Raw genomic sequence first — 24,720 nt, 5'->3', positions numbered from 1 at the left:
CCCTTTTTAATTACACCGTTTTAGTGCATGTTTGCCATAACCCAAACCGTACCGTATACGATGACAATTCCGATAAAACCGGCAGATGCCATTTTACCAACTTGCCATGCACCTTCACCTTCTTTAATGTGCATGAACATAAATAACTGAATAATCGCTTGTAAAAATGCAAGACCGAAAATCAGAATAACAATGACTTGTAAAGATAGATTTGTATATAGAGCCAATCCAGCGGCTAACAGAGTTAGCGCGATGGAGAAAATTAACCCCATAATATGTCCCCACGGGAATCCATGATGAGTATTTGTTTTATTTGCCATTTATCCCACCATCCCTAATAGGTAAACACCAGTGTAAACGAAAATCCATACGAAGTCTAAGAAGTGCCAATATAAACTTGAAATAAACACTTTTTTAGCTGTATCTGGTGTTAAACCTCTTTTGAATACTTGGAAAAGAATTAAAATCATCCAACCGATACCAAGTGATACGTGAAGTCCATGCGTTCCAGTCAAGAAGTAGAAGGATGACCAGAAAGCGTTCGTTCCAAGAGTTGCCCCTTCATGAACAAGGTGAATGAACTCATTGATCTCAAGATAAAGGAAAGCTGCACCAAGCACTAACGTAATGACAAGCCATACGCTCATTGCTTTTACGTTTTGCTTTCTCATTTCATGAATGGCTAAACCACAAGTGAAACTACTTACTAAAAGGACAATTGTCATCACAAGCGTGTTGCCAAGCTCGAACAACTCACCAGGCATTGGAGCGCCATGACCAGCATGACCGGCATGACCTCCGCCCATCATTGCATTATAAATCGTAAAATATGTCGCAAAAATGGTAGCGAATAAAGCCACTTCCGCGCCCAAGAAAATCCAAAATCCAAAAATGTTCAGACGGCCTATTCCAGACTGATATTCTAAGGGCGTGTCAGGACTAATATGAGTATTTGTATCTGCCATAACTTACGCCTCCTTACGAAACGGTTGTTCCGTCTTAATGATTTCTTCTACGCTGACATAATAGCCTTCGTCTTCCTTATGTGAACGGAGAGAACGGAATACCATACATCCAAGTACACCTATACCGCCTAAAATAGCCATCCACCAGATTTTGAATACTAACGCAAACCCTACTACAAAGAAGAAAGCAGAAATAACGAACGGAGTGCCTGCATTGCTTGGCATATGAATCGGTTTGTATTCGATCTTCTCCGGTTTTTTCCCTTTTTGCTCTTCTTTCATTAACCAGAATGCGTCAATTCCTTTAACTTCAGGTACAACAGCGAAGTTGTAGTGAGGTGCAACAGCTGTTGTTGTCGCCCATTCAAGCGTACGGCCGTTGTTCCATACATCTCCTGTTGTTTCTCTTTCCGCATAACGGAAGCTGTAATACACGTTATATACAAGAACAAGGAATCCAATTCCCATTCCGATTGCTCCAATTGTAGACACAACGTTCAAACCAGTCCAACCAGATTCTGCACTGTACGTGTACACACGACGTGGCATACCGTCGAAACCTAAGAAGAACTGTGGCAAGAAGCAGACATTGAAACCGATCATGAATAACCAGAATGTCCATTTTCCAAGACGCTCGTTCATTTTATGTCCAAACATCTTCGGATACCAGAACACGAAACCTGCGAAACACGCAAATACTGTTCCAGCAATTAGCGTATAGTGGAAGTGAGCAACAAGGAAATAACCGTTATGGTATTGGAAATCGGCTGCTGCCATCCCTAACATAACACCTGTTACCCCACCAATTAAGAACGTTGGAATAAATCCAACAGACCAAAGCATTGGTACTGTAAATTCAATTTTCCCTTTATAAAGGGTAAGAAGCCAGTTAAAAATTTTCATTCCTGTTGGGATTGCGATGGCCATCGTTGTAATCGAGAACACCGAGTTAACCGCCGCACTTCCTCCCATTGTAAAGAAGTGATGCACCCAAACTAAGAAACTTAAGAATGAAATGGTTACGATTGAAATAACCATTGATTTGTAACCGAATAACGTTTTCTTAGCGAACGTTGAGATAATTTCAGAGAAAATACCGAACGCCGGTAAAATAACGATATATACTTCAGGATGTCCCCAAACCCAGAACAAGTTTGACCAAAGCATCGGCATCCCGCCATCAGCAAGCGTGAAGAAGTGAGTACCGAATAAACGGTCAAATGACATTAATGCAAGTGTAACTGTTAACACTGGGAACGCAAACACGATGATGAACGCCGTAATAAGCGATGTCCATGTGAACATTGGCATACGCATTAACGTCATACCAGGTGCACGCATTTTAATGATTGTAACGATAAAGTTGATACCTGTCATTAATGTCCCGATCCCTGAGATTTGCAGACCCCATAGATAGTAGTTAATTCCAGGGCCAGGGCTTCCCTCAATTGCTAGAGGAGCATAGTTCGTCCAACCTGCATCCGGTGATCCACCGAATACGAACGAGATGTTGAAAAGAATCGCTCCAAAGAAAAATGCCCAGAAGCTTAATGCATTCAAGTATGGGAACGCAACGTCTCTCGCTCCGATTTGAAGCGGAACCACCACGTTCATTAAACCCATAACAAACGGCATCGCCATAAAGATAATCATGACTGTACCGTGTGTTGTAAAGATTTCGTTATAGTGCTGTGATGTTAAAAAGTCATTATCTGGCACCGTAAGCTGTGCTCTCATCAAGAGCGCATCCACACCGCCACGGAAAAGCATTAAAATCGCAGCAATGATGTACATAACACCAATTTTTTTATGATCAACCGTTGTTAACCATTCTGTCCAAAGCCATTTCCACTTTTTGAAATAAGTAAGAACAAATACGATAGCAATCGTCGTTAATAAGATGGAAATGTTTGCTCCTAACAGTAATGGATCATTCAGGATCAAATTGTCCTTAATAAAATTAAACATTCAGGGTGCCTCCCTTCCTTAATGATGCGCGTGAGCATCGTCATGTGATTCTGACTCTGCCTCATGGCTATCTGATTCTAAGCCATGCGGATCAATTTTAACTCCATATTTTTCACGAATTTTCATCGCATACGTACCAGAATCTACTCCGTGATCCACAATGTCTAAATGAGTGTTTGAGAACGTCATTTCTTCTACTGTTTCAGGAAGCATTAATTTTTCATACGTTTCTTCCGTCAACTGTGGAGCTGTTTCTTGTGTTTCATTTACCCATGCGCTGTACTCTTCTTCCGTAACAGCAACAAAGTTAAATTCTTGGTGTGTCATGCCTCTACCAGTGAAGTTCGAGTTTCTTCCTTCATATTCACCTGGCTCATCTGCCTGAAGGTATAACTCATTCACCATACCAGGCATTCCGTACTCTTGACCACCAATTTGCGGTACCCAGAAAGAGCTCATGGAGTCCGCTGATGTAATTTTAAATAAAATTGGACGATCTTCCGGAACTTTTACGTAGTTTACTGTTTCAATGTTTTCTTCCGGATAGCTAAAAATCCATTTCCAGTCAGCTGAAGTCGCATGAATGACAACAGGCTCTTTATGCGCCGTCTCTTTCGGCGGCTCTTCCAATGCGTAAAGCACCTTAACCGTCGGAATGGACAAGGCGATAACGATGACTAAAGGAATAACGGTCCAAAGGATCTCCAGTTTTGTACTATGATGGAAACTTGGGTCATAGTCCTTCTCGTTAAAATCCTTGCGGTCGCGATATTTTACAATAACAAAGGTAAATAAGACATATACGACAACCATGATGAAAATCATGAAATAAATAGAATACATGATTAAATCACGCTGCGCTTCAGCCACAGGTCCTTTCGGATCTAAAATCGCAAGTTCACTGCACCCGCTTAGTAGAACCAAAAAAACAAGGCCTGCCATTAAACTCAAAAGTGGTTTAAACTTTTTCGTCACCTTTGTTCACCTTCCTTTCTGAATAACTGTTCATTAAGTAAGCTATTACTTTGTAAGATTAAGTGTTTATGTATCATATACTATCAAAAGCTGAAAAAAACGAAACACCTTCTCTGTGATTTTTGTCACATTTTGAACTTTTTTCGAAAAACCGACAAATTTTTTTCACATTTTCGTAACAAATTTGGAAATATTTTTATATATCGGGATAATAATAACTTTTTCTGTATCGATTCTAGGACAGCATTCATGACGAAGAACGGTCATGGATGATGTCCTAGCTCTAAGCATTTGGGCGATTATTCAAAATGAACTGATGGTGTATCAGATGGGCAGCTAGAAATATGTTCCCCTCACAAAATTTTTAAAACTAGGGATTTTTTTACTGTTTCTGTCCTAAGCCAAGTATAATAGAAGAAACAGCATTCACATCTATTAACTATATAGGGAATTAGTAAATGACAAAGCGTAAAGTGGAAAGACCAATTTGGCCATGGCTCGTGATCATTCCAGGGCTGCTACTTCCAATTATGCCGCTTTTTTTAGCTGACATCTCCACAAACTCCGGTACGACACCCCGTTATGTTCCAGCTCTTATAATTCAGGAGGTGTTAGAAACCTTTTATAAACACCCTTCCATTAACTAAATTAGAAAAAACTAGCCTAAATTATGATTCAAATACATGTACTCTAAGGAGAAGCAATTATGAAGGTAAATCGACGAACAATAGTTATTAATGAACAAGAAATTTCATACACACATATCGAAAATGATAATCCGTTTGTTTGTTTTATGCTTTCAGGGATGGGCTACACATACGAGAAGCCTTTATTTCATTATTCAACCATGACCATGCTTCAGAATCAGCATGATGTTGTTCACATTCATTACTCTTACGGAGCAGATATATTTCAGTTACCTCTAGAAGATATCACAACAATTATGTGCAACACGGTAAATCCCATCATTGCTGAGGTACTTCAAAATTACCACTATGAGAAAAAGGCTTTTTTAGGTAAATCACTCGGTACTATTCCTATTATCAATGGGTTTATGAAGAATCATATGTATACGAATTCTAAAATGATCTTGCTTACGCCATTATTAACATTTGATTCAATATTTGAGGCATTATTAACCAGCAATTATGCCACATTAATTGCTATTGGAGAGGCTGACACTCACTATGTCCCTAATAAAATTCAATTAATCGAAAATAAAACAAACATTAAAATTCAAAAAATCTCTAATGCGAATCATTCTTTAGATATAGAACCATTTGACACGTTAAAGTCAATTACCGCATTAGAAGCAGTAATGAAAAGATTAGATGAATTTTTAAATGAATAAGTCTTGCTGCTAGTAGACATTTTTATATTAAAGTTAATTACATTTTAAATATAAAAATAAAAATGACGTGCGAAAACTGATATCAGTTAGCACGTCATTTTTGCTTTTATTATTTAGTCACTTTGCGCCTTCCACTATTCATAGCGGTGCTTTTTACGGTTTCAAAATCATGAAGATAAATAAAACCGTTCCCATCCCTGTCGCCGCATATAACAGTCGGTTTATTTTCGTATAGTTCTCTTCTTGCTCGTGCGGTAAGGCTGTTACCATCACATTTTCCGGATTAAACAACCATGTGGTGAGCTTGGCGATTTGCGGATTGACGATTCCAATCATCACCACTTGGATGAATATGTATAATAGAAGCGACCCAATGAGCCATAGCTGGGTAAATGATCCGTAATCGCCGGCAAAATAAAGAATAAGACCACTAACGACCGCCAGCGTTCCCCCTACTTTCGGAAATATCTCCAGCTTTTTTCCAAGCAGCACCGCATATCGTAGTTCACTAATATCTTGATGCTTCCGAAACAGCACATGTAAAAAATACGTCGGACCGACTCCAATAATCGCTGATAATACATGTATCAGTATAAGGACTTTCATTAACTTCCCCCTTTTATCATCCACCTTCCTATCTATTCATTCATATGTCATCGCCTTCCCTTTTATCTCTGAAACTTCCCCCTCTTCACTCAAACGTCCTGCCAAAAGGAAAAAATGGCATGCATTCGACCTTAGATTATAGCGAGATGGAAAATTCTGTTTTTACATCCCACAAAATACGGCTATAATAGAACTTGTCGAAGCATGTAAGGAATGAAAGGATGAGCATATGTTAACCATTACAGGTCATACAGTCGAACTTTTGGAAGATCCATTCGGCATTTTATCGGGAGAACGTTACGAATTTATGCTGGAAGCTTCTGTTCCAGAAGATGATGAACTATATACAGAGCAAGGAATCGGCATTAAAGTCATTTACGTGGTAGAAGGCGAAGATGCTCGCATTAACCAATACCATGTTTTTGAAAAAGGCGAAAAAGGGGACATTAACGTCTTAGATATTTGGCTTGAAGAAGAAGAAGAAGCGCTCATTTCAGCATATTGCAAGGAAAACTTACCTGCATCTTAAATCGGAATAACAGGAGGATGGCGAAAAAGGGGAAACAGCCTTTTTTAGCCATCTTCTAAAATCGAAACATTTGTATCAAACATTCTCATTTAAAGTTATTAATAACTCCGAAATTATTAATCGTTACATTTGTTTTGATAGTTATTTCAGCTTGGGAGAATGCTTTCGGCCAAGCTTTTTCTATCTCTTTCCATTTTTCATATTCAAAGGCTCTTACATACTTGCCAAAACCAATTGGATCAAGTTCATTTTTTTGAAATTTTTTGACTAAATTTTCTATATTCTGATTCATTTCTTTTTCAATAAGCCTCTTTAGTTTTTTCGGATCTTCTCTTTTTTCATTTTTAGTATAAAATTCCTCTAAAGAAATATCCATGTCCATTTCTATTTTAAACGTTAGCTCATTATTATCATTGATAACGTCAAAATCATATTTCACCTTATCAATGTTCAATGAAGTTATATTTTTTGTTTCTGATTCATTAATTTCGAGCATAAAGGGAACTGGTTCATTCACTTGCTTTGTTAATAGCAATAATAATGCGCTATCATACTGATCTAAAGATGCAACATATTTTCCATCATTATCTAACAAAGCAATTCCTGATACTATTAATCCGTCTTTTTTCTTCTGGAGTTTTGCAATATATGGGGTGATGGTATTATCCCCTATTAACGTTTTAAAATTTAATAAAGAAGTGTTTGCGGTTGTTTCATTTTTAAAAGCGCTTTCCAATAAATTATTTAAAAATATTCCGAGCCTTGGCTTATCCTCTGTTTGTAATCGCATTAATTCATCTAAGGGTCCTTCATACATAGCGATTTTTGCATTTGAGCTACCTTTAGCATCTCGATAAAAAGAATCAATGATGGGCATTGGCGTTTCCTTCTCTAACATTTTTCTTGAAAATAAGATAACTTGAATTTTGCCAGTTACTACAGTGCCGTTACTCATTAAGTCAAAACCTTGCTTTGCTTCCCGAAAAGAATTCGCTTGAATCTCTAATATTTGATTTTTTTTCACTGCTTCAGCTGAAAAAACAGGGCTCGTTTGATAAAAGGTGTACTTCTTTTCTCCCTTACTTTCTTCAATTCCTACTACCACTGTTAAAGTAGTATCCTCGATCACTAACGTATCCCCACAACCATTTAAAAACGGAAAAAATAGGAACAAAAGAGAAATATAACATTTTTTCATCATCTTCACCTTTTCCAGCCCCTTCTTACATACATCAAAACCATTAATACCGGTGGAAAAATATATATTAACCCAAAACCTAAACCGGTCCATTTTTTTTCAATTGAAACCACTTCATAATAAGAAGGGCTAAAGAATATGGCCATGAAAATCAATAAGACAGCAAATATGTATAATATAATTCGATGATCTTTCCTTCCCAAAATGTTAGCAGCTCCGAATGTAGAAACGAATAAAAAAGGAATGGCTGTCGTTGAAATTTGAAACATATAGACCGATAAAAATATAATTTCCATTCTTTCTAAAAAAGGAAAAGAAATGGGTTTAAGCAGGCTAAGTGTAGGCCAAACCAACTGGCTTAAATCATTTATACTAAACACTAAAAAACTGGTCAGTGCTACTTGTAAAAGAACTATACAAGTGATGGTATTGGCTATAAAAGCTCCTAAGTAAGCACGTTCTTTATTTTTTAAAAAAGGATATAATATAAACGTAATTTCAAATCCTAAAAAAGAAAAAATAGTGGATTTAACACCATTAAAAATACCACTCCAATTATCTTGAACAATTGGTAGTAAGTTCAGCCATGAAGCATCTTTTAAAGGAATCAATAAAATGAATGGCATCCACAAAGTAATGAAAAAAACTAGCTGACAATACCTGCTAATTATTTTGATGCCATAACGAGTAATAAACACCCACGGAATCAGAATAAGCAGCACTAACAGGATATAAATGGTTTCAGGAAGTACCCAAACAAGTAAAATTTGAATCGTGTTAGTTAGGATAATAAAAAGCCCTATTGAAAAATAAATGACCCATATTAAAGAAATGGCCTTGCCTATCCATTTACCAAAATAACGAATTAAAATCTCAAAAATAGTATCCGTTGGATGTTTCTTCATAATGGAAATGATAACGAATGAACTAAAAATTGAAATTCCCCATCCTAAGAGGATAGAAATCCAGCCGGCTGTTCCTCCCGTGGAAGCAACGTTCCTTGGCAAAGTTAATATCCCTATTCCTACTTGAACACCATTTATAATAAGAATATATTGAAGAAGGGTAATCTGATTAAACACTAAGCGATTTATCCTGATCACCTACTTAATTTTTATTATTTTTCCTTACTATATGAGCAGCTGTTTTTGGCAAACGAAAAATAAAGTCCTTAAAGACATTAATCTTCGTTAAGTAAGTAGGGTTCCCATAAGGTTGTCCTAAAGATTCTAATGAAAGTAAATGTCCAAATAAAATCATCACACCGGCCATAACTCCAATCATTCCAAAGAATGAAGAGATCAGCATAAAAGGAAAGCGAAGAAGGCGTACTCCTGCTGCAAAATCTTGGTTTGGTAAAATAAAGGAAGAAATGGCAGTTAAGGCAACAACAATTACCATGATGTTACTTACTAATCCAGCTTCTACTGCCGCTTGTCCAATAACAATCCCCCCTACAATTCCCACTGTCTGTCCGATAGGTGCAGGGAGTCTAAGACCCGCTTCCCTTAATGTTTCTAATGTAATTTCCATGATCAGCGCTTCAAAAATTGGAGGTAAAGGCACCCTTTCTCTTGATTCAGCAACCGACAAATACAAATTAATAGGAATAACTTCATAATGAAATGACAATACAGCAATATAAACGGAGGGCAAGAGGAAAGAAAGAAAAAAAGCTCCATATCGTAATAGCCGAATGAATGATGCAATATTCCACCTGAGACTGTAGTCATCAATTGTATAAAAAAAGGAAGACAAATTCATAGGACCGACTAAAGCAGCTGAAGAATGATCGATCAATATAGCAACTCTCCCTTTTAATAAATGCAGGCCAACTGTATCAGGTCGTTCAGTTGTTAAAAATTGAGAAAAAAGTGAATAGGGATTATCCTCAATAAGTTCCTCAAGCCCGCCAAGGGTTAACAGTGTATCTACGTTGACTTTTTGCAGGCGATGTTCTAATTCTTTAATTACTTCTGGCTGAACAAGATCCTCTACATAAAGCATCGTCACAGTACATTTTTTTCTATGTCCGACTGTTGAGTCGCTAATTTTCAAACTAGGACCATCGACAAATTGCCGAATCATGGAAATGTTATCATTTCGAACTTCAATAAAACCTTGATGATTATTTTTCAACATAGATTCGGTATGTGGTTCTTCAATTGATCGTTTAAGAGCTACTGATGTATCAAATGAAAGTAATTTATTTATACCATTGATTAGTAACAGTGTATTGCCACTTAACAAAAGGTCATAAATTAAATCTGTGCTTATAACACTCATTTCATTTTGTGCATATAATTGTGCTAAAGGAGAAAATGATATTGAATTTCTCTTTTCTCCTTCACACATTAAAGGAGTCAAAATTTTGTCTTGAATTTGCAACTCATCTACTAGACCTTTAACATATAAAATTTCTGCCTCCACATTCTGTTGAATACTAAATCTTCTCTTCTCCATTAACGGTATTTTAAGGTTCTTTAGCAAAAACGAGAGATTATCATCTAATGAAAAAGTTAACTGAATAGGATTCATTTGTTGATTATTTTTTTGAAGGTGTAAATTAGGAGTTTTATTAAACCATTTTCTAAACATTTACAGTCCTCCCTCACTAACGACAACATATACTAATTATTTACAACCTGATTAATAATTATGAATTTAAATATATCGAATCATACTATCATAATCCCTACCTAACCAGTCTATATATAGTAGTAACAAGCAATTGTTTAGGAGGGAACACTGGATGATGCTGTATGATTTGCAAAACCGACTGTATTATAAAGTACTCAATACATCCGAACCAAAAATGGGAGGTTCCCATCAAGGGAGAACTTGGGGATACGTACAAAAACGACTAAACGGACAAGTTGTTAAATTTTGGCTTGATTATACATGGGGGCGCTACATGTATTTTCAATACGATAACAAATGGTACCGCGTTCAATATTTACAGTCCAACTATAAAAAAAGCAATCAGGATGTGTTTAACGGCGTGTTAATCAACCTCATCATCGACGGCCAAGATTTAAAGCTCATCCGCGGAAACCACGAAAAAAAGCGAATGCTTGCATAAATAGGAAAAGCGGAGGCGACTGGTTAGCTCGCGAAGGAAATAGGGATTGACCCATAAGGCGCTTTTTGCCTTATGAGGGCAAGCATCTTTTCCACAGCAAGCTAGGAGCCGGAGCTAGACAATAGGAAAAGCGGAGGCGACTGGTTAGCTCGCGAAGGAAATAGGGATTGACCCATAAGGCGCTTTTTGCCTTATGAGGGCAAGCATCTTTTCCACAGCAAGCTAGGAGCCGGAGCTAGACAATAGGAAAAGCGGAGGCGACTGGTTAGCTCGCGAAGGAAATAGGGATTGGCCCATAAGGCGCTTTTTGCCTTATGAGGGCAAGCATCTTTTCCACAGTGAGCTAGGAGGCGGAGTTAGACAATAAGAAAAGCGGAACAAGCCCGTTTAGCTCCATAGGGCATTGGAGCTCCTGACAAAGAAGCGTTCTTTGCTTCTGAAGGAAGGAGTGAAATGACCGTAGGAGCTGGCTTGTGAAGCTAGACAATGAAGGAACGAAGCCTAAGAGCGCAACGTCCTGTTGCAACGGCTTCATTTGCACATCCATGTACTTCAAGCGGCGGCGACTGTTGAACGGTTTGCACAAATATCACAAAAAAGCTGCGTAAAAAAACCAAAAATGGTATATACTATACTTGTCACCCTATCCTATCAATTCGCGATCGTTGCGGGACACTTAACCAGTACGGATTGGATGGGGTGGCACCTAAAAACATCGCAAATACATCTATCACTATTAAATCGAGACGTTCAAAACCGCTCTCTTACATAGAAAAACGCAGAGATTTTCATACTCTGCGTTTTTTTATCTTTTAGCAAATTCGTCTCGTTTTTCTCTATACATGCTCATGCAACGCCAAAATCCGCTCCGGTCGTGTATACACATTCAATGAGTCTCCACGAATAAATCCAACGGTCGTCATGCCTAACTGTTCGGCAAGCTCAAGAGCCAGTTCAGTCGGCGCTGATTTGGATAACACCATTTCACAGCCGATTTTTGCTACCTTTAATAAAATTTCCGACGACAGGCGGCCGCTGAATACTATTACTTTATCGTGAATGGAAATGTCATGCTTTACACAATGGCCATAAATTTTATCAAGCGCGTTATGACGACCAATATCCATTCGGCTCAGCACAATGCCCTCTTTATTACATAATGCCGCATTGTGCACCCCTCCTGTAGCCTGAAACGTCGCTGCCGCCTGCTGCATGTCATTCATAAGGCGAAAACAATCGTCCGGCGATAAGGTCACATGAATCGGTTCCATCGTTTTAACAGTCAGCGCATCATTCACAAATACAAAGCCTTGCCGGCTCATCCCGCAGCATGACGTAATGTAACGCTTGCTATGAAAATGGCGGTAATATGAATGATCGTTTTTCGTTTTTACATGAGCAAACCCGTTTTTATCGTCTATCCACAGTTCGTCAATCTGTTCATAATGGCGAATGATGCCTTCTGAGGCTAAAAAACCGATGACCATCTCTTCGATATATTCCGGTGTGCATATCATCGTCGCCAGCTCTTCCCCATTTAGTTTAATCGTTACTGGATATTCCGTGACAACAACATCTTCTACTACCCTCATGCATCCGCTTTCAAAACGATGCACCACTCTCTCTACTTTTACCGGCTTCATTCCCATCCCCCTCACATCATATTTACATGAAAACAGTCATCTCCATTTCTTGATAACTTCATGTTAAAGGAAAAAAACCAAAAAGAGTAGGAGAATTTTCCAGTCGCAACGAAAATAACGGATAAGCAGAGTTCATGTTGTACTACTTTCATGTAAGCGCTATAATAATAGATATATACTGAATGAATAGATAGGCAACACGCGCTAACGAACGATTCCACCATAAGAACAACAAGTCTTTCTACTGTTAGGTTTGTTTTTCTCATGGTGGTTTTTTTGTTACATATGGATTCAAAAGGAGGTTTCTCAATTGTCCTTCACATCTATTTATCTTAACGGCCAAGCCCTTACCGTAAAAAAAGGCGCTACCATTTTAGACGTGATTAACGAACAAACAATCCCTCATCCACAAGTGTGTTATGTCCCAGAGGTCGATCCACTTGAAACGTGTGACACATGCATAGTGGAAGTGGATGGAAAGCTCGTTCGGGCTTGTTCGACGAACGTACGAAACGGGATGAAAGTCGAATTGGCTTCTCCACGGGCAAAAGAAGCGCAAACAGAAGCGATGGACCGCCTTTTAGAAAATCACCTTTTGTACTGTACAGTCTGTGACAACAATAACGGAAACTGTACATTGCACAATACGGCAGACATGCTGAAGATTAAGCATCAAAAATATCCGTACAAGCCAAAAACGGCGGCAACCGACATCGACGCCTCCCACCCTTTCTACCGCTATGACCCAAACCAATGTATCACGTGCGGACAATGTGTGGAAGTGTGTCAAAACCTTCAAGTCAATGAAACGCTGTCGATTGACTGGGAGGCGGAGAGGCCGCGTGTAATATGGGATAACGGAGTAGCGATTAATGACTCCTCCTGTGTTGGTTGCGGACAATGTGTAACCGTCTGTCCGTGCAATGCTTTAATGGAAAAGTCCATGCTCGGGGAAGCCGGTTTTATGACGAGCTTAAAGCCGAACGTGCTTGAGCCTATGATTCAGTTTGTAAAAGAAGTCGAACCAGACTATGGCAGCATTTTCGCCCTTTCAGAAGTAGAAGCGGCTATGAGGGAAACGAGGACGAAAAAAACGAAAACCGTTTGTACCTTTTGCGGGGTTGGTTGTTCGTTTGAAGTATGGACAAAAGGCAGGCACATTTTAAAAGTACAGCCAACGTCGAAAGCCCCTGTCAATGCCATTTCCACTTGCATTAAAGGAAAATTTGGCTGGGATTTCGTCAACAGTGAAGAGCGACTAACAAAACCGTTAGTCCGTAAAGGGGATGCTTTTGTTGAAACATCATGGGAAGAGGCACTCCATTTGGTCGCAGAAAAGCTAGGCTCTATTCATAAACAATACGGAAAACATGCCGTCGGATTCATCTCTTCCTCTAAAATTACGAATGAAGAAAACTATGTAATTCAAAAACTGGCACGGCAAGTATTTAAAACGAATAACGTTGATAATTGCTCGCGCTACTGCCAATCACCGGCAACAGACGGCTTGTTCCGAACGGTCGGCATGGGCGGCGATGCCGGAACGATTCAAGATATCGCCAGCGCTGGCCTTGTTATAATTATTGGAGCAAATCCAACGGAAGGTCACCCCGTCTTGGCGACACGGGTGAAGCGCGCGCATAAGCTTCACGGCCAAAAACTCATTGTCGCAGATGTCCGCAAACATGAAATGGCGGAACGCGCCGACATTTTCATGAGCCCAAAACAAGGAACCGACCAAGTATGGCTCATGGCCGTGACGAAATATATGATTGACAAAGGATGGCACAATCAAGCGTTCATTGATGAAAATGTCCATTTCTTTGACGAATTTAAAGACGTTCTTGAAACATACACCCTTCAATATGCGGAAGAAACGACCGGCATTTCAAAAGAGACGCTTATCCGTACAGCGGAAATGATTCGTGATGCGGACGGCACGTGCATTCTTTGGGGCATGGGGGTAACGCAAAATACAGGTGGCTCTGATACGTCGGCGGCGATTTCGAACTTGCTGCTGGCGACTGGAAACTACCGACGTCCAGGAGCAGGTGCCTACCCCCTCCGCGGCCATAATAACGTACAAGGCGCTTGCGATATGGGCACACTGCCAGGCTGGCTTCCAGGCTATCAGCATGTGAGCGATGACAGCGCGCGTGCCAAATTCGAGCAAGCGTACGGCGTACCTATCGATGCTCAACCAGGGCTTGATCATATTGAAATGCTTCAAGCAATTGAAGACGGCACGATGAAGGCGATGTATCTCGTCGGCGAAGATATGGCACTTGTTGACGCAAACGCCAACCATGTACATGACGTATTATCCGCTCTCGATTTTTTCGTTGTTCAAGACATCTTTTTTTCGCGAACTGCTCAATATGCCGATGTCATTTTACCTGCCGCACCATCGCTTGAAAAAGAAGGAACCTTTACGAATACAGAGCGCCGCGTTCAACGCTTATATGAAGCATTGCCACCGCTCGGCGATTCCAAGCCCGATTGGTGGATTACGAAAGAAATCGCCAACCGTTTAGGAGCCGGCTGGGAGTATCAACATCCAAGCGACATTTTTGCCGAAATGACAAGCCTCTCCCCTTTATTTAAAGAAGCGAGTTATGATGAACTCAGCAATTGGAACAGCTTCTTTTGGGGCAGTTTGGACGGCGTGAGCACCCCGCTTCTTTATGCAGATGGTTTTAATTTTCCTGATAAAAAAGCTCGTTTTGCTTTATCACATTGGGTACGCCCAGTTGAATTTCCGGAACAATATGACCTGCACATGAATAATGGTCGAATGCTTGAACATTTTCACGAAGGAAACATGACCAATAAATCAAAAGGTCTACAAACGAAAGTACCGAACATTTTCGTTGAGGTATCACCAGAGCTCGCTAAAGCACGCGGTGTAAAAGATGGGTCGCTTGTCCGCCTCGTCTCTCCTTTCGGGGCTGTCAAATTGCCTGTGCTCATTACAGATCGCGTGAAAGCGAATGAGTTGTTCCTCCCGATGAATTCGACCGATAAAGAGTCTTCGATCAATTTTTTGACAGGTCCGGCGATGGATGACCGAACACATACACCTGCTTATAAGCAAACAAAAGTGTACATGCAAGTGCTAGAAACAGAGAACTGTGCCGTTCCACTTCCTGTCACAAATCCGCGGAACAAACAGCGGTACCCGCAAAACGGCGTTGAAGTCGAACGAAAATGGAACCGCCCTGGATACGTCCATTTGACCGATTAACTGTAAAAGGAGTTGAAAACATGGCAAAACCGATTTCTGCCATTCAAAAGCATGAACGGACAGAAGAGGAAGAGAAACAACGCAAATTAGACGAACTAACGTCTCTCCTCACCGACAATGATGCTGCTTTAAACGAAACACTCTCCATCGTTCGCGAGCTTCATGAAAGCGGAATGCTGGAAGCGGCAAGCTCAGCGTTGAAAGCAAGGGAGAAGATGACCGAGGTCGCTGTCGGTCAACTGTCTCGCGAACCTGTCACACAATTGATTAACCATGTAACAAGCACCGCCGAAGCTTTAGCCTCCATCGAGCCAGACACATCGAAAAAACTCGTTCACAGTATCATCGCTGGCTTGAATGAAGCGAATACACATGCTCAGCATGAAAAAAAGCTCAAGATGCTTGACCTCGTCAAAGCATTAAAAGACCCTGATATTAACCGTGCTGTTCAATTTGGATTACACGTTTTAAAAGGCATGGGAAAAGAGCTAAAATAGTAAAAAGAGGGGGGGGAAACAAACCATTGTCTGTTCACCCCCCTTCCACATATTCTTTTAGACCGTTTCTCTTAATACTTTCGATACATCCCAACAGACCGTGGTTCCGTATAGTCGAAGCCGAACTGTTTGTATAACTTATCTGCCGGAACGTCCGCGAGCAGACTGACATAGGCTCCCTCAAGGGTATGCTTCTCTAAATAAGCGGTCAATTCGGACATGATTATTTTCCCCAGTCCTTTCCCTTGATAAGCTGGGTTGACGGCAATATCCACAATTTGATAAAAACAGCCGCCGTCCCCGATAATTCTTCCCATTCCAATCAGTCTACCACCCTCTCGAAGCGTCACCGCAAAAAGCGAGTTTTTCAACCCTTTTTCAGCAGCCTCGAAACTTTTCGGACTCAGTCCCGCCTCTAGCCGCAGTTCAGCATACTCTTCTGCTGACGGTGCTATATAGACCATATCATACGATGATTCCATTTTTACGATTCTCCCTTCCATACAAAGAACCCTTACTTTTTCAATTAAATAGCCGCAATCCGTTCGTAAAGAAGACCCGCATTCGTTTCAATCGGGAGCTCATGTGTCCGCATCCATTGCAAAAACGCCGCTGCCAACTGGGGATCAAACTGGGTTCCAGCTGCTTTTTGGATTTCCTCATAGCCCTCTTCCCACGTAAGCGAAGAACGGTAAGGGCGAATTCCAGTCACCGCTTCTAATGTGTCCGCGAGTGCGAGCAAACGGCCGTTGAATGGGATGTCTTCTCCCTTCAAGCCAAGCGGATACCCCGCTCCGTCCCATCTTTCATGATGAAACAGCGCCATCTCTTTGACGACTTCTCCGAGCGCATAGTCTGCTAATACATCTGCTCCGTACAAAGGATGCTTTTTAATCTCCTCGTACTCTGCCTCTGAAAGCTTACTCGTTTTATTTAAAATGTCATCTGAAATTTGAATTTTTCCGATATCATGCAAAAGCCCTCCGAGTTCAATGAACTTGATTTGTTCTGGAGGGAGACGAAGAAACTTGGCAAACGAGACGGCAATTTCGGTTACACGATTCGAATGAAGAAAGGTGAGTTCATCCTTTAACCAAAGGTTCCGCATCAATAAACATAGCTCCATATTTATATGTATCGACATGTAGACACCTTCTATACCGATAATGATTTTCACTCTCATTAAATTATAAGCTCTTTCCTCCACTTCGTAAAGCCATTCATTCGAAAATGCCGCTATTCAATCACACCAGATTCCGTTACGTTCATTTTTATGTCCACCTTGATAGGAAGATCTGGGTACATTTCTTCCCACTTCTCTTTATCCCATTTTCTCGTGCGCGTTCGAATCTGTTCTCCGATACCGAGTGGGTCAATTTCGTGCTGCTGGAATTTTTGAATAATGTCATTCGCTGTTTTTTCTATCTTTTCTTTCATCGTATTTTCAATCGTTGTAATGACTTGTTTATTAACCCGATCACCAGAAAATTCTCGTAAAATGGCGTCAATTTCGACATGAATTAGAATATCCGGACGGGTGGATGCCTTGGAAATGTCGTACTTTCGTTTAGTGGAAATATTGTACACGGACGCATACTCTTTCTGATTTTGATTAAGACTCACATTAAAAGATGCCTCACTTGAATATTTTTCCAACATAGTCTTAAACACGAACGATTCGTTTTCTCCTAAATAATCAACATATTGATCCTGATCAAACAACGCAATACCTTTTATATTCACCTTTCCTTCTTTTTCTTCTAACAGCGGTAAAATAGGGTCTGCCCCTTCTGAATAATAAGCATGGAAAAACTCATGCAAATTCGTTTCTGGCAGCAATCCTTGTTGAATGTTTTGCTCAATCAAATTAGATAAATAAATACCATTATCTAAGTTTCCATATTGTTTTGTAAGCAATTGTTTCGTGCTTCCCTCTACTAACGCTAAATGAAGGTTAGAACCGATGGCAGGGTCGCGCTGTAATGTATCTAAAATGTCGACAAGTCCACGTTTAGCCAGCTCTTTGCTGTAGAGCGTTATTTCCAGCTTTCCGCTCACAAAAGGTTTGTTAGATTGGCGGTCGATTTTCTCCCTCACTTCTTTACTAAGCTCTGACACAGCCTGAAAGGTTTCATTTTTAACTGTTTTATCAGGCTGGTAGTTCGGGAAAACCACCGTCGCTTCAACAGCATTCTCGCCTATTGTATCATAGCCCATAGCTGTCGAAATTTGCACATCGTCCAATATTCTTTTTTCAGCATTCATACATCCTGTCAGCAACAAACTGAGCAGCACCCCAACGTACTTAACGATTTTCATGACGTTTCTTCCTTATCAAAGTTACTATACTCCATACAGCGTAAAGAAACGGGATATAAAAGAAGTTCAACATTAAACCAATTTTCCCCATCCCATCGGTTACAAAATTGACTTGATCTCTTCCTTCAATGATGACACAAATTGCGTAGGCAACAGCGAGAAGAACGATGAGCACCTTATTTTGTTTCACAGCCACTAAGCTTGTCACTCCTTTGGCAGCTGCCCAAATGAATAAGCAAATGTTCGGAAGAATGACCAGAATCCAGGATGTAATGCCAATATATTCGAATCGTTCCACAAACGGCATTTCAACAATTTTCCACATACCTAACGTTGCCCACACTTGCCTGCTTAGCTGATGCTCACTGTAATAAGCCGTTGTAATGATCATTAATAGTGTATAAAGCAGCACGGTAATCCAATGACCCGCTTGCGCCCATTTTTTCGACGTTCGCGGATGTTTAATAAACGGATAATACATGAGTAAAGTTGAAAAGCCTAAATAACTAAACATCATATCTCTAGAGGCAACTCCGATTTCTTTAACAGAGTGATTCCAAATGGGCAGCAAATTCCGAAATTCTGTATGCTCAAGCGGAAAGAAAAAGGTCAAAACCAAATAAAACGGGATGACAACACCAAGGAAGCAAATGCCCGCCACCACTCGAAAACCAGCCGATACGCCGTAATAGACGAGAAACAGAAAAATGAGACTAAAAACATAAACATTAATTTTTGGAAACATCCATACTTGAACGATTTCAATGTAGTTTCGTAAGACAACGGCTCCCATCACCGTCCAATACGTAATCCAAACGAAGCTCATCATCCCGCCCGCCCATTTGCCGAAGAGGTCTTGATGAATGCCCATTAAATCTTTTCCTGTACTATCTAGAAGGTGATACATCAACAAAATAATGAGACTAACCGCTATCCCCGCTGCTAAAGCGGCAATCCATCCATCGTTTCCCGCTGTTTTGGCGATAATACGCTGATACCCGAGCACCCCCACGCCAATTTGGATTGAATGAATTAAAAAGAACACGAGAAACGGAGAAATTTGGACATTTTTATTTTCCACTTCACGAACTCCTTTCTTCTATCCATCCTCGATGCTTATTTCTTATTATCATGCGTTTCTTTCGCTTTTTGTGCATCAAACCGCATCGTATCCTCTGTCTGAAGCTGAATGGGACGCTTTGACTGAAAGGAAATCGGCATTCTAATGATGGCATCCTTCAAATCGGTTAAACGCGGAGGATATAAAGGTTCTAAAAATGGCCGGCCTAATGATGTTAAACGTAATAAATGAATGAGCAGGAAGCTAAAACAGATGGCTACCCCTAATAATCCAATATAATGCGCCAACAGCAAAAACGGAAAGCGGATTAAACGAATCGTATTGCCCATTTGATAAACAGGTGTCGTAAAGGAGGCTAAAGCGGCAAGAGCGACGATGATAAGCAAAACATTACTTGTCAGTCCCGCTTCGACCGATGCCGTTCCAATTACAATTCCTCCTACAATCCCGATTGTTTGTCCGACCTTCGTTGGCAGCCTCGCCCCTGCTTCCCGCAGCAACTCAATCGCCAACTCCAGCACAAGCGCCTCCAAAATAGGCGGAAGCGGAATCGCACTTCGTGACGTAACAAGAGCACTTACCAAATCTTTCGGAATCAATTCATAATGATAAGTGAGAACCGCCACATAAATCGGCGTAATTAATATGGAAAACAAAACGGCAAAAAAACGGATAATCCGGAAAAAGGACGCCACAAGCCAATTTAAAAAATAGTCTTCAAATGCCGAGAAAAATTCAACAAGATTCGTAGGACCAATCAAACCGTGCGGGGCTCCGTCAACAAGCACCGCCACCTTCCCTTCCACTAATGCCGCCGCAATGCGGTCCGGCCTTTCCGTATCGATAAGTTGAGGAAAGGGAGAATTATGGTTATCTTGAACTAACTGGGTAATCGTAGAACTGTCATTCACTTGGTCAATCTCCAAATCTTTCAGCCTTTGGGTTAACGTATTGACGTTTTCCATGTTTGTAATGCCTTCGATATAGAGAATCGATACTTTCGTTTTAGAAAGCTTTCCTACTGTCACATCGTCCACCATTAATTCTGGAAGCGGAAGTCTTCGGCGAATGAGATTAATATTAATATCAATTGATTCCACAAAAGATTCTTTCGGTCCGACAACACTGAACTCCACTTCCGGAGGCGAAACTTGCCTCGTTCTTTCAACACCCGCTTTTAAAAGAAGCGTTTTCTCTTCATCTGGTTCGTTGAAAATGACAACCGAACCTGTCAATAGCTGATCTTGTATCGACACCGGATCATTCGTTATCATAACCTCCTCTAGAGGCAAAACAGATGGAAGCTCCGAAATCGTTTTGACATTGGCTCGATGAATGTATGGAAACACATCTCGATGTAAAATTTCAGTATCAATTAACGATGTATAGTAGCCAACAGAAAATTTTTTCTTGCCAGCCCACATATCAAATGTAATAAAATCGCTTGATTGTTTCAGCTGTGCCAACAGCTCACGAAACGTTTCCTCCTTCTCTACACGGGCACTCGCTGTTTTCTGCCGCTTTCTCATATGAAACCACCTTATGAAATAAAATCATACATGTTTCTTATTATGGACAGATAAAAAGGAACGCAAACCATCACCGACGGAAAACGTTGGTTTTTGTCGATTTTTGTTGTAATAAATAATTATAAACACACCAAAAAGGACATAAATCTCTTCATGTCCTAATCAGGCTCCTCGACTTCTATCGCTTGAACCTGCGGTAAAGTCTATACATATGTCTTGTTGCATCAAGAAGCCAATACGGAATTCGCACTTTATATTTATAGATGAACGGGATGTACACACGGTGATAGGCCTTCACTAAGTCGCTCCATTTCCGGTCTTTTCCTTTCTTATAAAAATCGGAAACATCGACAACATAGCCTCTCCCCTTCTCCATCATAATGTTTTTTCCATGTACGTCCATCGGATTCAGCCCTCGTTTTCGGGCGTAATCAAGTGCTCTATGAATATCTTTCATGACGCTTTCATGAATGGGCTCTCCTTTATGAACTGCTTCATATAACGTCATGCCTCGAAGTCGTTTTAAAATCAAATACGTCGAACCGCTCGCCAACAGCTCTGAATAGGCGGGATGACGACCAAGCTTTCGATACACGTCTACTTCCTTCTCTACACTTTCATAGTCATGAGCGTACACTTTCACGACCCATTCTTCATAATCCTCATGTATAAATACAGCCGCATAGTTCCCTCTCCCAATACATATCCACCCATCCGGGACATTTTCAACAACAACTGGATTATGCATCATGGGGGTATGCAGACGTACATGCGGCAATAATTGTTGTTCCACCAGCTGCATTAATCGTTCTCGCATGTGACCATCCTTACCATTGTGATGCTTTTAGTTTAATAGATAACGAGCCATTTGGTAAGCATTACTTTTATGTTTTACGACAGTGGGAGACGGGTATAGACTTTTAAAGAAGTTTCAAAGGAGAGCCTGTATATGCAGCACTTAACAGACAAAACATTAATTGAATCATACTATAGAGCATTGCAACTAGACTTGAACGAAGAATTTCTTCAAATCTTATTAAAAGAAATTCAAACTCGAAAACTCGATTACTCATACTTTCCCGCATCTATTCGCTAGTCATCGCATCATCTCTCCTTGAACAAAACCGCCTTCCAAAGGGCGGTTTTGTGGTTAGCAGTCTATGTGTACGCCTCATGCTTTTGCCGTTTTTCGACAAATTCACAAATCCTTATCATTACAGTCAACATCCCTTGGCAGCATTCCGGCACGAAAAAATTATATGTTAGCAAATTTTCTTAACGTATTCATTACCGCTTCATTTTCATTTGTACGATGAAACCCTTCCTGTCTTGTTCTTGTCGACATATCTTCAATGACAATCCGAAACCCATTTTTATAAATAATATCAACCATATATTTATTGCTTCCATATTCAATGTAGCGGCGCTCGACATTCCAATATGCAGGGTTTCTCTGCATCTTAACACCTCCTTTTGTCTTATTTCGACAAAAGGAGACTTTTTCCTTCTTTTTCAGAAAATTCTTTATTTAACTTTTGATAAAAAGCTGTTAATGACATCCCTATGGAGAGACAAACTAGCATTGAAATCCATAGAAGTTGTCCAATAAGTTGACAACTTCTATTAGCTACTGAAGACAAAAAGAAACATGAACTCATGTTACCAGTTCATGTTTCTTTTTGTCTAAGCACCATTTTTTTAAGATAATTGAAAAATCAAGTTTATTTTATTAGTAATGATTGTTCGAGTATTATTTAGGGGAAAGTTCACTTTCTGTTACCCATTTATGATTAGTCACTTTTTCCCCACCGGTTGTTGGAGTGTAGTCAACCATATAAACAGTCGTTGGCTCGGCTGATTCAATTTCAGCAGTTGCCCCCTCCATTCCCTTCATATGGTCTGCCTGTACGATAACTTCCTCCCCTGATTCATAAGTTTTGTCACCAGCATCTTTAATCTCTTCGTGAATGACCCATTTATGATTGGTCACTCTTTCTCCACCCATTGTTGGATTATACGAGATCACATATGCTGTTGTATCATAAGCACCCACAATCGTTGCCTCAGCCCCATTCATGCCTTCCATGTGGTCTGCTTTCAAAATCGTTTTATCTCCAACTTTGTATGTAGGATTCTCGGCTTCTTTTAAACCTTCAGGAACTTCACCTGAACCGGAATGATCCATGCCTTCATGGCTCATCTCTTCGTCGTCCATGTTTTCATGGTTCTCGTTGCTTTCATTGTTTCCTTGTTCTGTTTTTGCTTCTCCATTCATATTTGCCTGTTCGCTCTCCTGGCTATCATTGGAACACGCTCCCAAAAATAAAGCCGTAATCATCGTAAGCAGAAATAGAGCCATACGTTTCATTTTCATAACCTTCTCCTCCTATAAACTTCATTTCCTCTTAATGGTATAACAAAAATATGCAGAAATTATGCAGGACAATCGCGAGTGACAAAAACAACCGAAACATCACAGGGCAATATCCGGCATTTTTGATTAATTTCCCCACTTTTTTGTCGACTAACCTTCAATTTTTGTGTTATTTAATTGGACTGCCCGTTGGAGATAAAAATCAATCACATTCTTTAACAGAGCTTAGTTCACTAATAGAGTCAGCCAATCTTTTTCCATGCAGGAAAAAGATTAGAGAGGAAAAAAAGGAAAGGAGTTGGTCACTCCTTTCCTTTTATAGCATGTTTTTTGCCCCTATGTAACGCTTAGACCAATAGCTATTATTCATCGAACTGATAGCTACGCCTTGAGAAGAAGAGCTATGGATGAATTTCCCCTCACCTATGTAAATACCAGCATGTGAAGCTCCTGGTTGATACGTTTCGAAAAAGACAAGATCTCCTACAGCTGGTTTTGCTACTTTCTCGCCTTTTTTGTAGATACCCGATACCGTCCTAGGCAATTGAACATCCGCACTTTCCTTGAATACATAATTTAAAAAGCCACTACAGTCGAACCCACTTGGAGTCGAGCCGCCCCACACATATTTTACTCCCTGATATTTCTGGGCTGCTTTAACGAGTCCTGTCGGGTCGTAAGCACTAATCCCTTTCACTTGGGTACTTTGAGTCATGATTCCTAACGCCTTAAATGTGCCTGGACCTGCAATCCCGTCTGCTGTTAGTCCGTTCTTTTTCTGAAAATTCATCACCGCTTGTTTGGTGTAAGAACCAAAGTAAGTAGTGGTGGTATGAGAAGTGAAGTAACCTTTTTTCTTTAATACTTCCTGCAATTCTTTTACATCGCCATGATTCATTCCCGGCTTCAACGTTTGATTTCCGAGTGCTGCGTTACTTACAATGGGGCTGCTTAATAAGGCGCCTGCCATTGCAAAGGTTGCGACTAATTTTTTCATAAAATTGAAACCTCCAGTGATTATTTCCTTATCGCTATGGTTAATTTTATCACCTTTCGACAACATTTTTATTTAAGAGTACGTTACAAAAGTGTGGAGAAAATATGGAGATTTCAAATTTTTGTAAAAACGGATTTCCTTAAAACTTAATGTTGATTCTCTTTACTCCACTACCTTCAGAATCAACTTTTATAAGAAAATCTACATTACTAATTCTAATAACGATTTAAACTGGTTTAATTGTTGTATTTTTGCATCTATTTCTTTGTATTTTTCTATGGAAAATTCACTCATTTTTCCTACATTAGAAATAATTACTCTCCATTATACAGAGATAATAGCTGTTTAATTTCCCAAAAGTC

25 protein-coding genes are annotated in these 24,720 nt (G+C 40.0%); 7 read left to right on the top strand and 18 right to left on the bottom strand.

The window, feature by feature from the left end; genetic code table 11:
- Positions 1–20: 20 nt before the first annotated feature.
- The 4 genes from qoxD to qoxA are packed head-to-tail and all read right to left on the bottom strand — an operon-like array spanning position 21 to position 3,908.
- Complete coding sequence (gene qoxD, locus ACXAEO_RS08395) at positions 21–320, bottom strand: cytochrome aa3 quinol oxidase subunit IV (protein ID WP_474880015.1); 300 nt, start codon at positions 318–320, stop codon at positions 21–23.
- Positions 321–965 carry a cytochrome aa3 quinol oxidase subunit III gene (qoxC, locus tag ACXAEO_RS08390; RefSeq protein ID WP_474880014.1) on the bottom strand — a complete coding sequence of 215 codons (645 nt, stop codon included), beginning with the start codon at positions 963–965 and terminating at the stop codon, positions 321–323. It abuts the gene before it with no gap.
- A 3-nt stretch (positions 966–968) separates the two neighbouring features.
- On the bottom strand, positions 969–2,933 hold the full coding sequence (qoxB, locus tag ACXAEO_RS08385) for a cytochrome aa3 quinol oxidase subunit I (RefSeq protein ID WP_474880013.1): 1,965 nt from the start codon (positions 2,931–2,933) through the stop codon (positions 969–971).
- Positions 2,934–2,951: 18 nt separating this feature from the next.
- A complete protein-coding gene (qoxA, locus tag ACXAEO_RS08380) occupies positions 2,952–3,908 on the bottom strand; it encodes a cytochrome aa3 quinol oxidase subunit II (RefSeq protein ID WP_474880012.1) in 957 nt (318 codons plus the stop codon).
- Positions 3,909–4,366: 458 nt separating this feature from the next.
- Here qoxA and ACXAEO_RS08375 point away from each other — a divergent pair, with 458 nt between their 5' ends.
- Complete coding sequence (locus ACXAEO_RS08375) at positions 4,367–4,555, top strand: hypothetical protein (RefSeq protein ID WP_474880011.1); 189 nt, start codon at positions 4,367–4,369, stop codon at positions 4,553–4,555.
- A gap of 59 nt (positions 4,556–4,614) precedes the next feature.
- Positions 4,615–5,259, top strand: coding sequence for an alpha/beta hydrolase (locus ACXAEO_RS08370; protein ID WP_474880010.1), 645 nt, complete (start codon positions 4,615–4,617; stop codon positions 5,257–5,259).
- 153 nt (positions 5,260–5,412) lie between these two features.
- On the opposite strand, the gene ACXAEO_RS08365 is transcribed toward ACXAEO_RS08370, so the two are convergent.
- Positions 5,413–5,865 carry a DUF2269 family protein gene (locus ACXAEO_RS08365; RefSeq protein ID WP_474880009.1) on the bottom strand — a complete coding sequence of 151 codons (453 nt, stop codon included), beginning with the start codon at positions 5,863–5,865 and terminating at the stop codon, positions 5,413–5,415.
- A gap of 229 nt (positions 5,866–6,094) precedes the next feature.
- Between ACXAEO_RS08365 and ACXAEO_RS08360 the strand changes: the two genes are divergently transcribed.
- Positions 6,095–6,394: a DUF6509 family protein gene (locus ACXAEO_RS08360; protein ID WP_474880008.1), complete on the top strand. Its 300-nt coding sequence runs from the start codon at positions 6,095–6,097 to the stop codon at positions 6,392–6,394.
- Between the two features lie 85 nt (positions 6,395–6,479).
- Here ACXAEO_RS08360 and ACXAEO_RS08355 read toward each other — a convergent pair whose 3' ends face one another.
- The 3 genes from ACXAEO_RS08355 to ACXAEO_RS08345 are packed head-to-tail and all read right to left on the bottom strand — an operon-like array spanning position 6,480 to position 10,190.
- Positions 6,480–7,595 (bottom strand): Ger(x)C family spore germination protein, encoded by a 1,116-nt coding sequence (locus tag ACXAEO_RS08355; RefSeq protein WP_474884046.1) that lies wholly within the window; start codon positions 7,593–7,595, stop codon positions 6,480–6,482.
- A gap of 2 nt (positions 7,596–7,597) precedes the next feature.
- Positions 7,598–8,674 (bottom strand): GerAB/ArcD/ProY family transporter, encoded by a 1,077-nt coding sequence (locus tag ACXAEO_RS08350; RefSeq protein WP_474880007.1) that lies wholly within the window; start codon positions 8,672–8,674, stop codon positions 7,598–7,600.
- A 25-nt stretch (positions 8,675–8,699) separates the two neighbouring features.
- A complete protein-coding gene (locus ACXAEO_RS08345) occupies positions 8,700–10,190 on the bottom strand; it encodes a spore germination protein (RefSeq protein ID WP_474880006.1) in 1,491 nt (496 codons plus the stop codon).
- A gap of 154 nt (positions 10,191–10,344) precedes the next feature.
- Between ACXAEO_RS08345 and ACXAEO_RS08340 the strand changes: the two genes are divergently transcribed.
- A complete protein-coding gene (locus ACXAEO_RS08340) occupies positions 10,345–10,674 on the top strand; it encodes a hypothetical protein (protein WP_474880005.1) in 330 nt (109 codons plus the stop codon).
- An 836-nt stretch (positions 10,675–11,510) separates the two neighbouring features.
- Here the strand turns inward: ACXAEO_RS08340 and fdhD are convergent.
- Positions 11,511–12,317: a formate dehydrogenase accessory sulfurtransferase FdhD gene (gene fdhD, locus ACXAEO_RS08335; protein ID WP_474880004.1), complete on the bottom strand. Its 807-nt coding sequence runs from the start codon at positions 12,315–12,317 to the stop codon at positions 11,511–11,513.
- 310 nt (positions 12,318–12,627) lie between these two features.
- On the opposite strand from fdhD, the gene fdhF reads away from it, so the two are divergent.
- Both fdhF and ACXAEO_RS08325 read left to right on the top strand, forming a co-directional pair.
- The gene (fdhF, locus tag ACXAEO_RS08330) at positions 12,628–15,561 is read left to right on the top strand and encodes a formate dehydrogenase subunit alpha (RefSeq protein ID WP_474880003.1); all 2,934 of its coding nucleotides are present in this window, start codon (positions 12,628–12,630) and stop codon (positions 15,559–15,561) included.
- 20 nt (positions 15,562–15,581) lie between these two features.
- On the top strand, positions 15,582–16,058 hold the full coding sequence (locus ACXAEO_RS08325; RefSeq protein ID WP_474880002.1) for a helical membrane plugin domain-containing protein: 477 nt from the start codon (positions 15,582–15,584) through the stop codon (positions 16,056–16,058).
- Between the two features lie 71 nt (positions 16,059–16,129).
- On the opposite strand, the gene ACXAEO_RS08320 is transcribed toward ACXAEO_RS08325, so the two are convergent.
- The 6 genes from ACXAEO_RS08320 to ACXAEO_RS08295 all read right to left on the bottom strand — a co-directional run bounded on the left by ACXAEO_RS08320 (position 16,130) and on the right by ACXAEO_RS08295 (position 21,804).
- The gene (locus tag ACXAEO_RS08320; protein WP_474880001.1) at positions 16,130–16,540 is read right to left on the bottom strand and encodes a GNAT family N-acetyltransferase; all 411 of its coding nucleotides are present in this window, start codon (positions 16,538–16,540) and stop codon (positions 16,130–16,132) included.
- Positions 16,541–16,584: 44 nt separating this feature from the next.
- Positions 16,585–17,202 (bottom strand): HD-GYP domain-containing protein, encoded by a 618-nt coding sequence (locus ACXAEO_RS08315; RefSeq protein WP_474880000.1) that lies wholly within the window; start codon positions 17,200–17,202, stop codon positions 16,585–16,587.
- Positions 17,203–17,294: 92 nt separating this feature from the next.
- On the bottom strand, positions 17,295–18,377 hold the full coding sequence (locus ACXAEO_RS08310) for a Ger(x)C family spore germination protein (RefSeq protein ID WP_474879999.1): 1,083 nt from the start codon (positions 18,375–18,377) through the stop codon (positions 17,295–17,297).
- Positions 18,364–19,458: a GerAB/ArcD/ProY family transporter gene (locus ACXAEO_RS08305; protein WP_474879998.1), complete on the bottom strand. Its 1,095-nt coding sequence runs from the start codon at positions 19,456–19,458 to the stop codon at positions 18,364–18,366. The genes ACXAEO_RS08310 and ACXAEO_RS08305 overlap by 14 nt, the downstream gene beginning before the upstream one ends.
- A 35-nt stretch (positions 19,459–19,493) precedes the next feature.
- Positions 19,494–20,987 (bottom strand): spore germination protein, encoded by a 1,494-nt coding sequence (locus ACXAEO_RS08300; protein ID WP_474879997.1) that lies wholly within the window; start codon positions 20,985–20,987, stop codon positions 19,494–19,496.
- Positions 20,988–21,165: 178 nt separating this feature from the next.
- On the bottom strand, positions 21,166–21,804 hold the full coding sequence (locus ACXAEO_RS08295; RefSeq protein ID WP_474879996.1) for a serine/threonine protein kinase: 639 nt from the start codon (positions 21,802–21,804) through the stop codon (positions 21,166–21,168).
- Positions 21,805–21,936: 132 nt separating this feature from the next.
- Here ACXAEO_RS08295 and sda point away from each other — a divergent pair, with 132 nt between their 5' ends.
- Positions 21,937–22,083, top strand: coding sequence for a sporulation histidine kinase inhibitor Sda (sda, locus tag ACXAEO_RS08290; RefSeq protein ID WP_474879995.1), 147 nt, complete (start codon positions 21,937–21,939; stop codon positions 22,081–22,083).
- A gap of 159 nt (positions 22,084–22,242) precedes the next feature.
- Here sda and ACXAEO_RS08285 read toward each other — a convergent pair whose 3' ends face one another.
- From ACXAEO_RS08285 to ACXAEO_RS08275, 3 genes are all read right to left on the bottom strand, one after another.
- Positions 22,243–22,446, bottom strand: coding sequence for a hypothetical protein (locus ACXAEO_RS08285; RefSeq protein WP_474879994.1), 204 nt, complete (start codon positions 22,444–22,446; stop codon positions 22,243–22,245).
- Between the two features lie 291 nt (positions 22,447–22,737).
- Positions 22,738–23,361, bottom strand: a complete 624-nt coding sequence (locus ACXAEO_RS08280) for a DUF1541 domain-containing protein (RefSeq protein ID WP_474879993.1) — start codon at positions 23,359–23,361, stop codon at positions 22,738–22,740.
- Between the two features lie 316 nt (positions 23,362–23,677).
- The gene (locus ACXAEO_RS08275) at positions 23,678–24,358 is read right to left on the bottom strand and encodes a C40 family peptidase (RefSeq protein WP_474879992.1); all 681 of its coding nucleotides are present in this window, start codon (positions 24,356–24,358) and stop codon (positions 23,678–23,680) included.
- Between the last annotated feature and the right edge of the window lie 362 nt (positions 24,359–24,720).

The sequence above is a fragment of the Bacillus sp. ABA4_010 genome (assembly GCF_056159105.1).
The sequence above is the reverse complement of the archived record's forward strand: the minus strand, read 5'-3'. Positions and strand labels throughout refer to the sequence as shown.

What these genes read in the sequence shown, in the direction of transcription:
- qoxD (WP_474880015.1), bottom strand. Translation starts at nt 320, where the DNA reads ATGGCAAATAAAACAAATACTCATCATGGATTCCCGTGGGGACATATT.
- qoxC (WP_474880014.1), bottom strand. Translation starts at nt 965, where the DNA reads ATGGCAGATACAAATACTCATATTAGTCCTGACACGCCCTTAGAATAT.
- qoxB (WP_474880013.1), bottom strand. Translation starts at nt 2,933, where the DNA reads ATGTTTAATTTTATTAAGGACAATTTGATCCTGAATGATCCATTACTG.
- ACXAEO_RS08375 (WP_474880011.1), top strand. Translation starts at nt 4,367, where the DNA reads ATGACAAAGCGTAAAGTGGAAAGACCAATTTGGCCATGGCTCGTGATC.
- ACXAEO_RS08370 (WP_474880010.1), top strand. Translation starts at nt 4,615, where the DNA reads ATGAAGGTAAATCGACGAACAATAGTTATTAATGAACAAGAAATTTCA.
- ACXAEO_RS08365 (WP_474880009.1), bottom strand. Translation starts at nt 5,865, where the DNA reads ATGAAAGTCCTTATACTGATACATGTATTATCAGCGATTATTGGAGTC.
- ACXAEO_RS08360 (WP_474880008.1), top strand. Translation starts at nt 6,095, where the DNA reads ATGTTAACCATTACAGGTCATACAGTCGAACTTTTGGAAGATCCATTC.
- ACXAEO_RS08355 (WP_474884046.1), bottom strand. Translation starts at nt 7,595, where the DNA reads ATGATGAAAAAATGTTATATTTCTCTTTTGTTCCTATTTTTTCCGTTT.
- ACXAEO_RS08345 (WP_474880006.1), bottom strand. Translation starts at nt 10,190, where the DNA reads ATGTTTAGAAAATGGTTTAATAAAACTCCTAATTTACACCTTCAAAAA.
- ACXAEO_RS08340 (WP_474880005.1), top strand. Translation starts at nt 10,345, where the DNA reads ATGATGCTGTATGATTTGCAAAACCGACTGTATTATAAAGTACTCAAT.
- fdhD (WP_474880004.1), bottom strand. Translation starts at nt 12,317, where the DNA reads ATGAAGCCGGTAAAAGTAGAGAGAGTGGTGCATCGTTTTGAAAGCGGA.
- ACXAEO_RS08325 (WP_474880002.1), top strand. Translation starts at nt 15,582, where the DNA reads ATGGCAAAACCGATTTCTGCCATTCAAAAGCATGAACGGACAGAAGAG.
- ACXAEO_RS08320 (WP_474880001.1), bottom strand. Translation starts at nt 16,540, where the DNA reads ATGGAATCATCGTATGATATGGTCTATATAGCACCGTCAGCAGAAGAG.
- ACXAEO_RS08315 (WP_474880000.1), bottom strand. Translation starts at nt 17,202, where the DNA reads ATGTCGATACATATAAATATGGAGCTATGTTTATTGATGCGGAACCTT.
- ACXAEO_RS08310 (WP_474879999.1), bottom strand. Translation starts at nt 18,377, where the DNA reads ATGAAAATCGTTAAGTACGTTGGGGTGCTGCTCAGTTTGTTGCTGACA.
- ACXAEO_RS08300 (WP_474879997.1), bottom strand. Translation starts at nt 20,987, where the DNA reads ATGAGAAAGCGGCAGAAAACAGCGAGTGCCCGTGTAGAGAAGGAGGAA.
- ACXAEO_RS08295 (WP_474879996.1), bottom strand. Translation starts at nt 21,804, where the DNA reads ATGCGAGAACGATTAATGCAGCTGGTGGAACAACAATTATTGCCGCAT.
- sda (WP_474879995.1), top strand. Translation starts at nt 21,937, where the DNA reads ATGCAGCACTTAACAGACAAAACATTAATTGAATCATACTATAGAGCA.
- ACXAEO_RS08285 (WP_474879994.1), bottom strand. Translation starts at nt 22,446, where the DNA reads ATGCAGAGAAACCCTGCATATTGGAATGTCGAGCGCCGCTACATTGAA.
- ACXAEO_RS08280 (WP_474879993.1), bottom strand. Translation starts at nt 23,361, where the DNA reads ATGAAAATGAAACGTATGGCTCTATTTCTGCTTACGATGATTACGGCT.
- ACXAEO_RS08275 (WP_474879992.1), bottom strand. Translation starts at nt 24,358, where the DNA reads ATGAAAAAATTAGTCGCAACCTTTGCAATGGCAGGCGCCTTATTAAGC.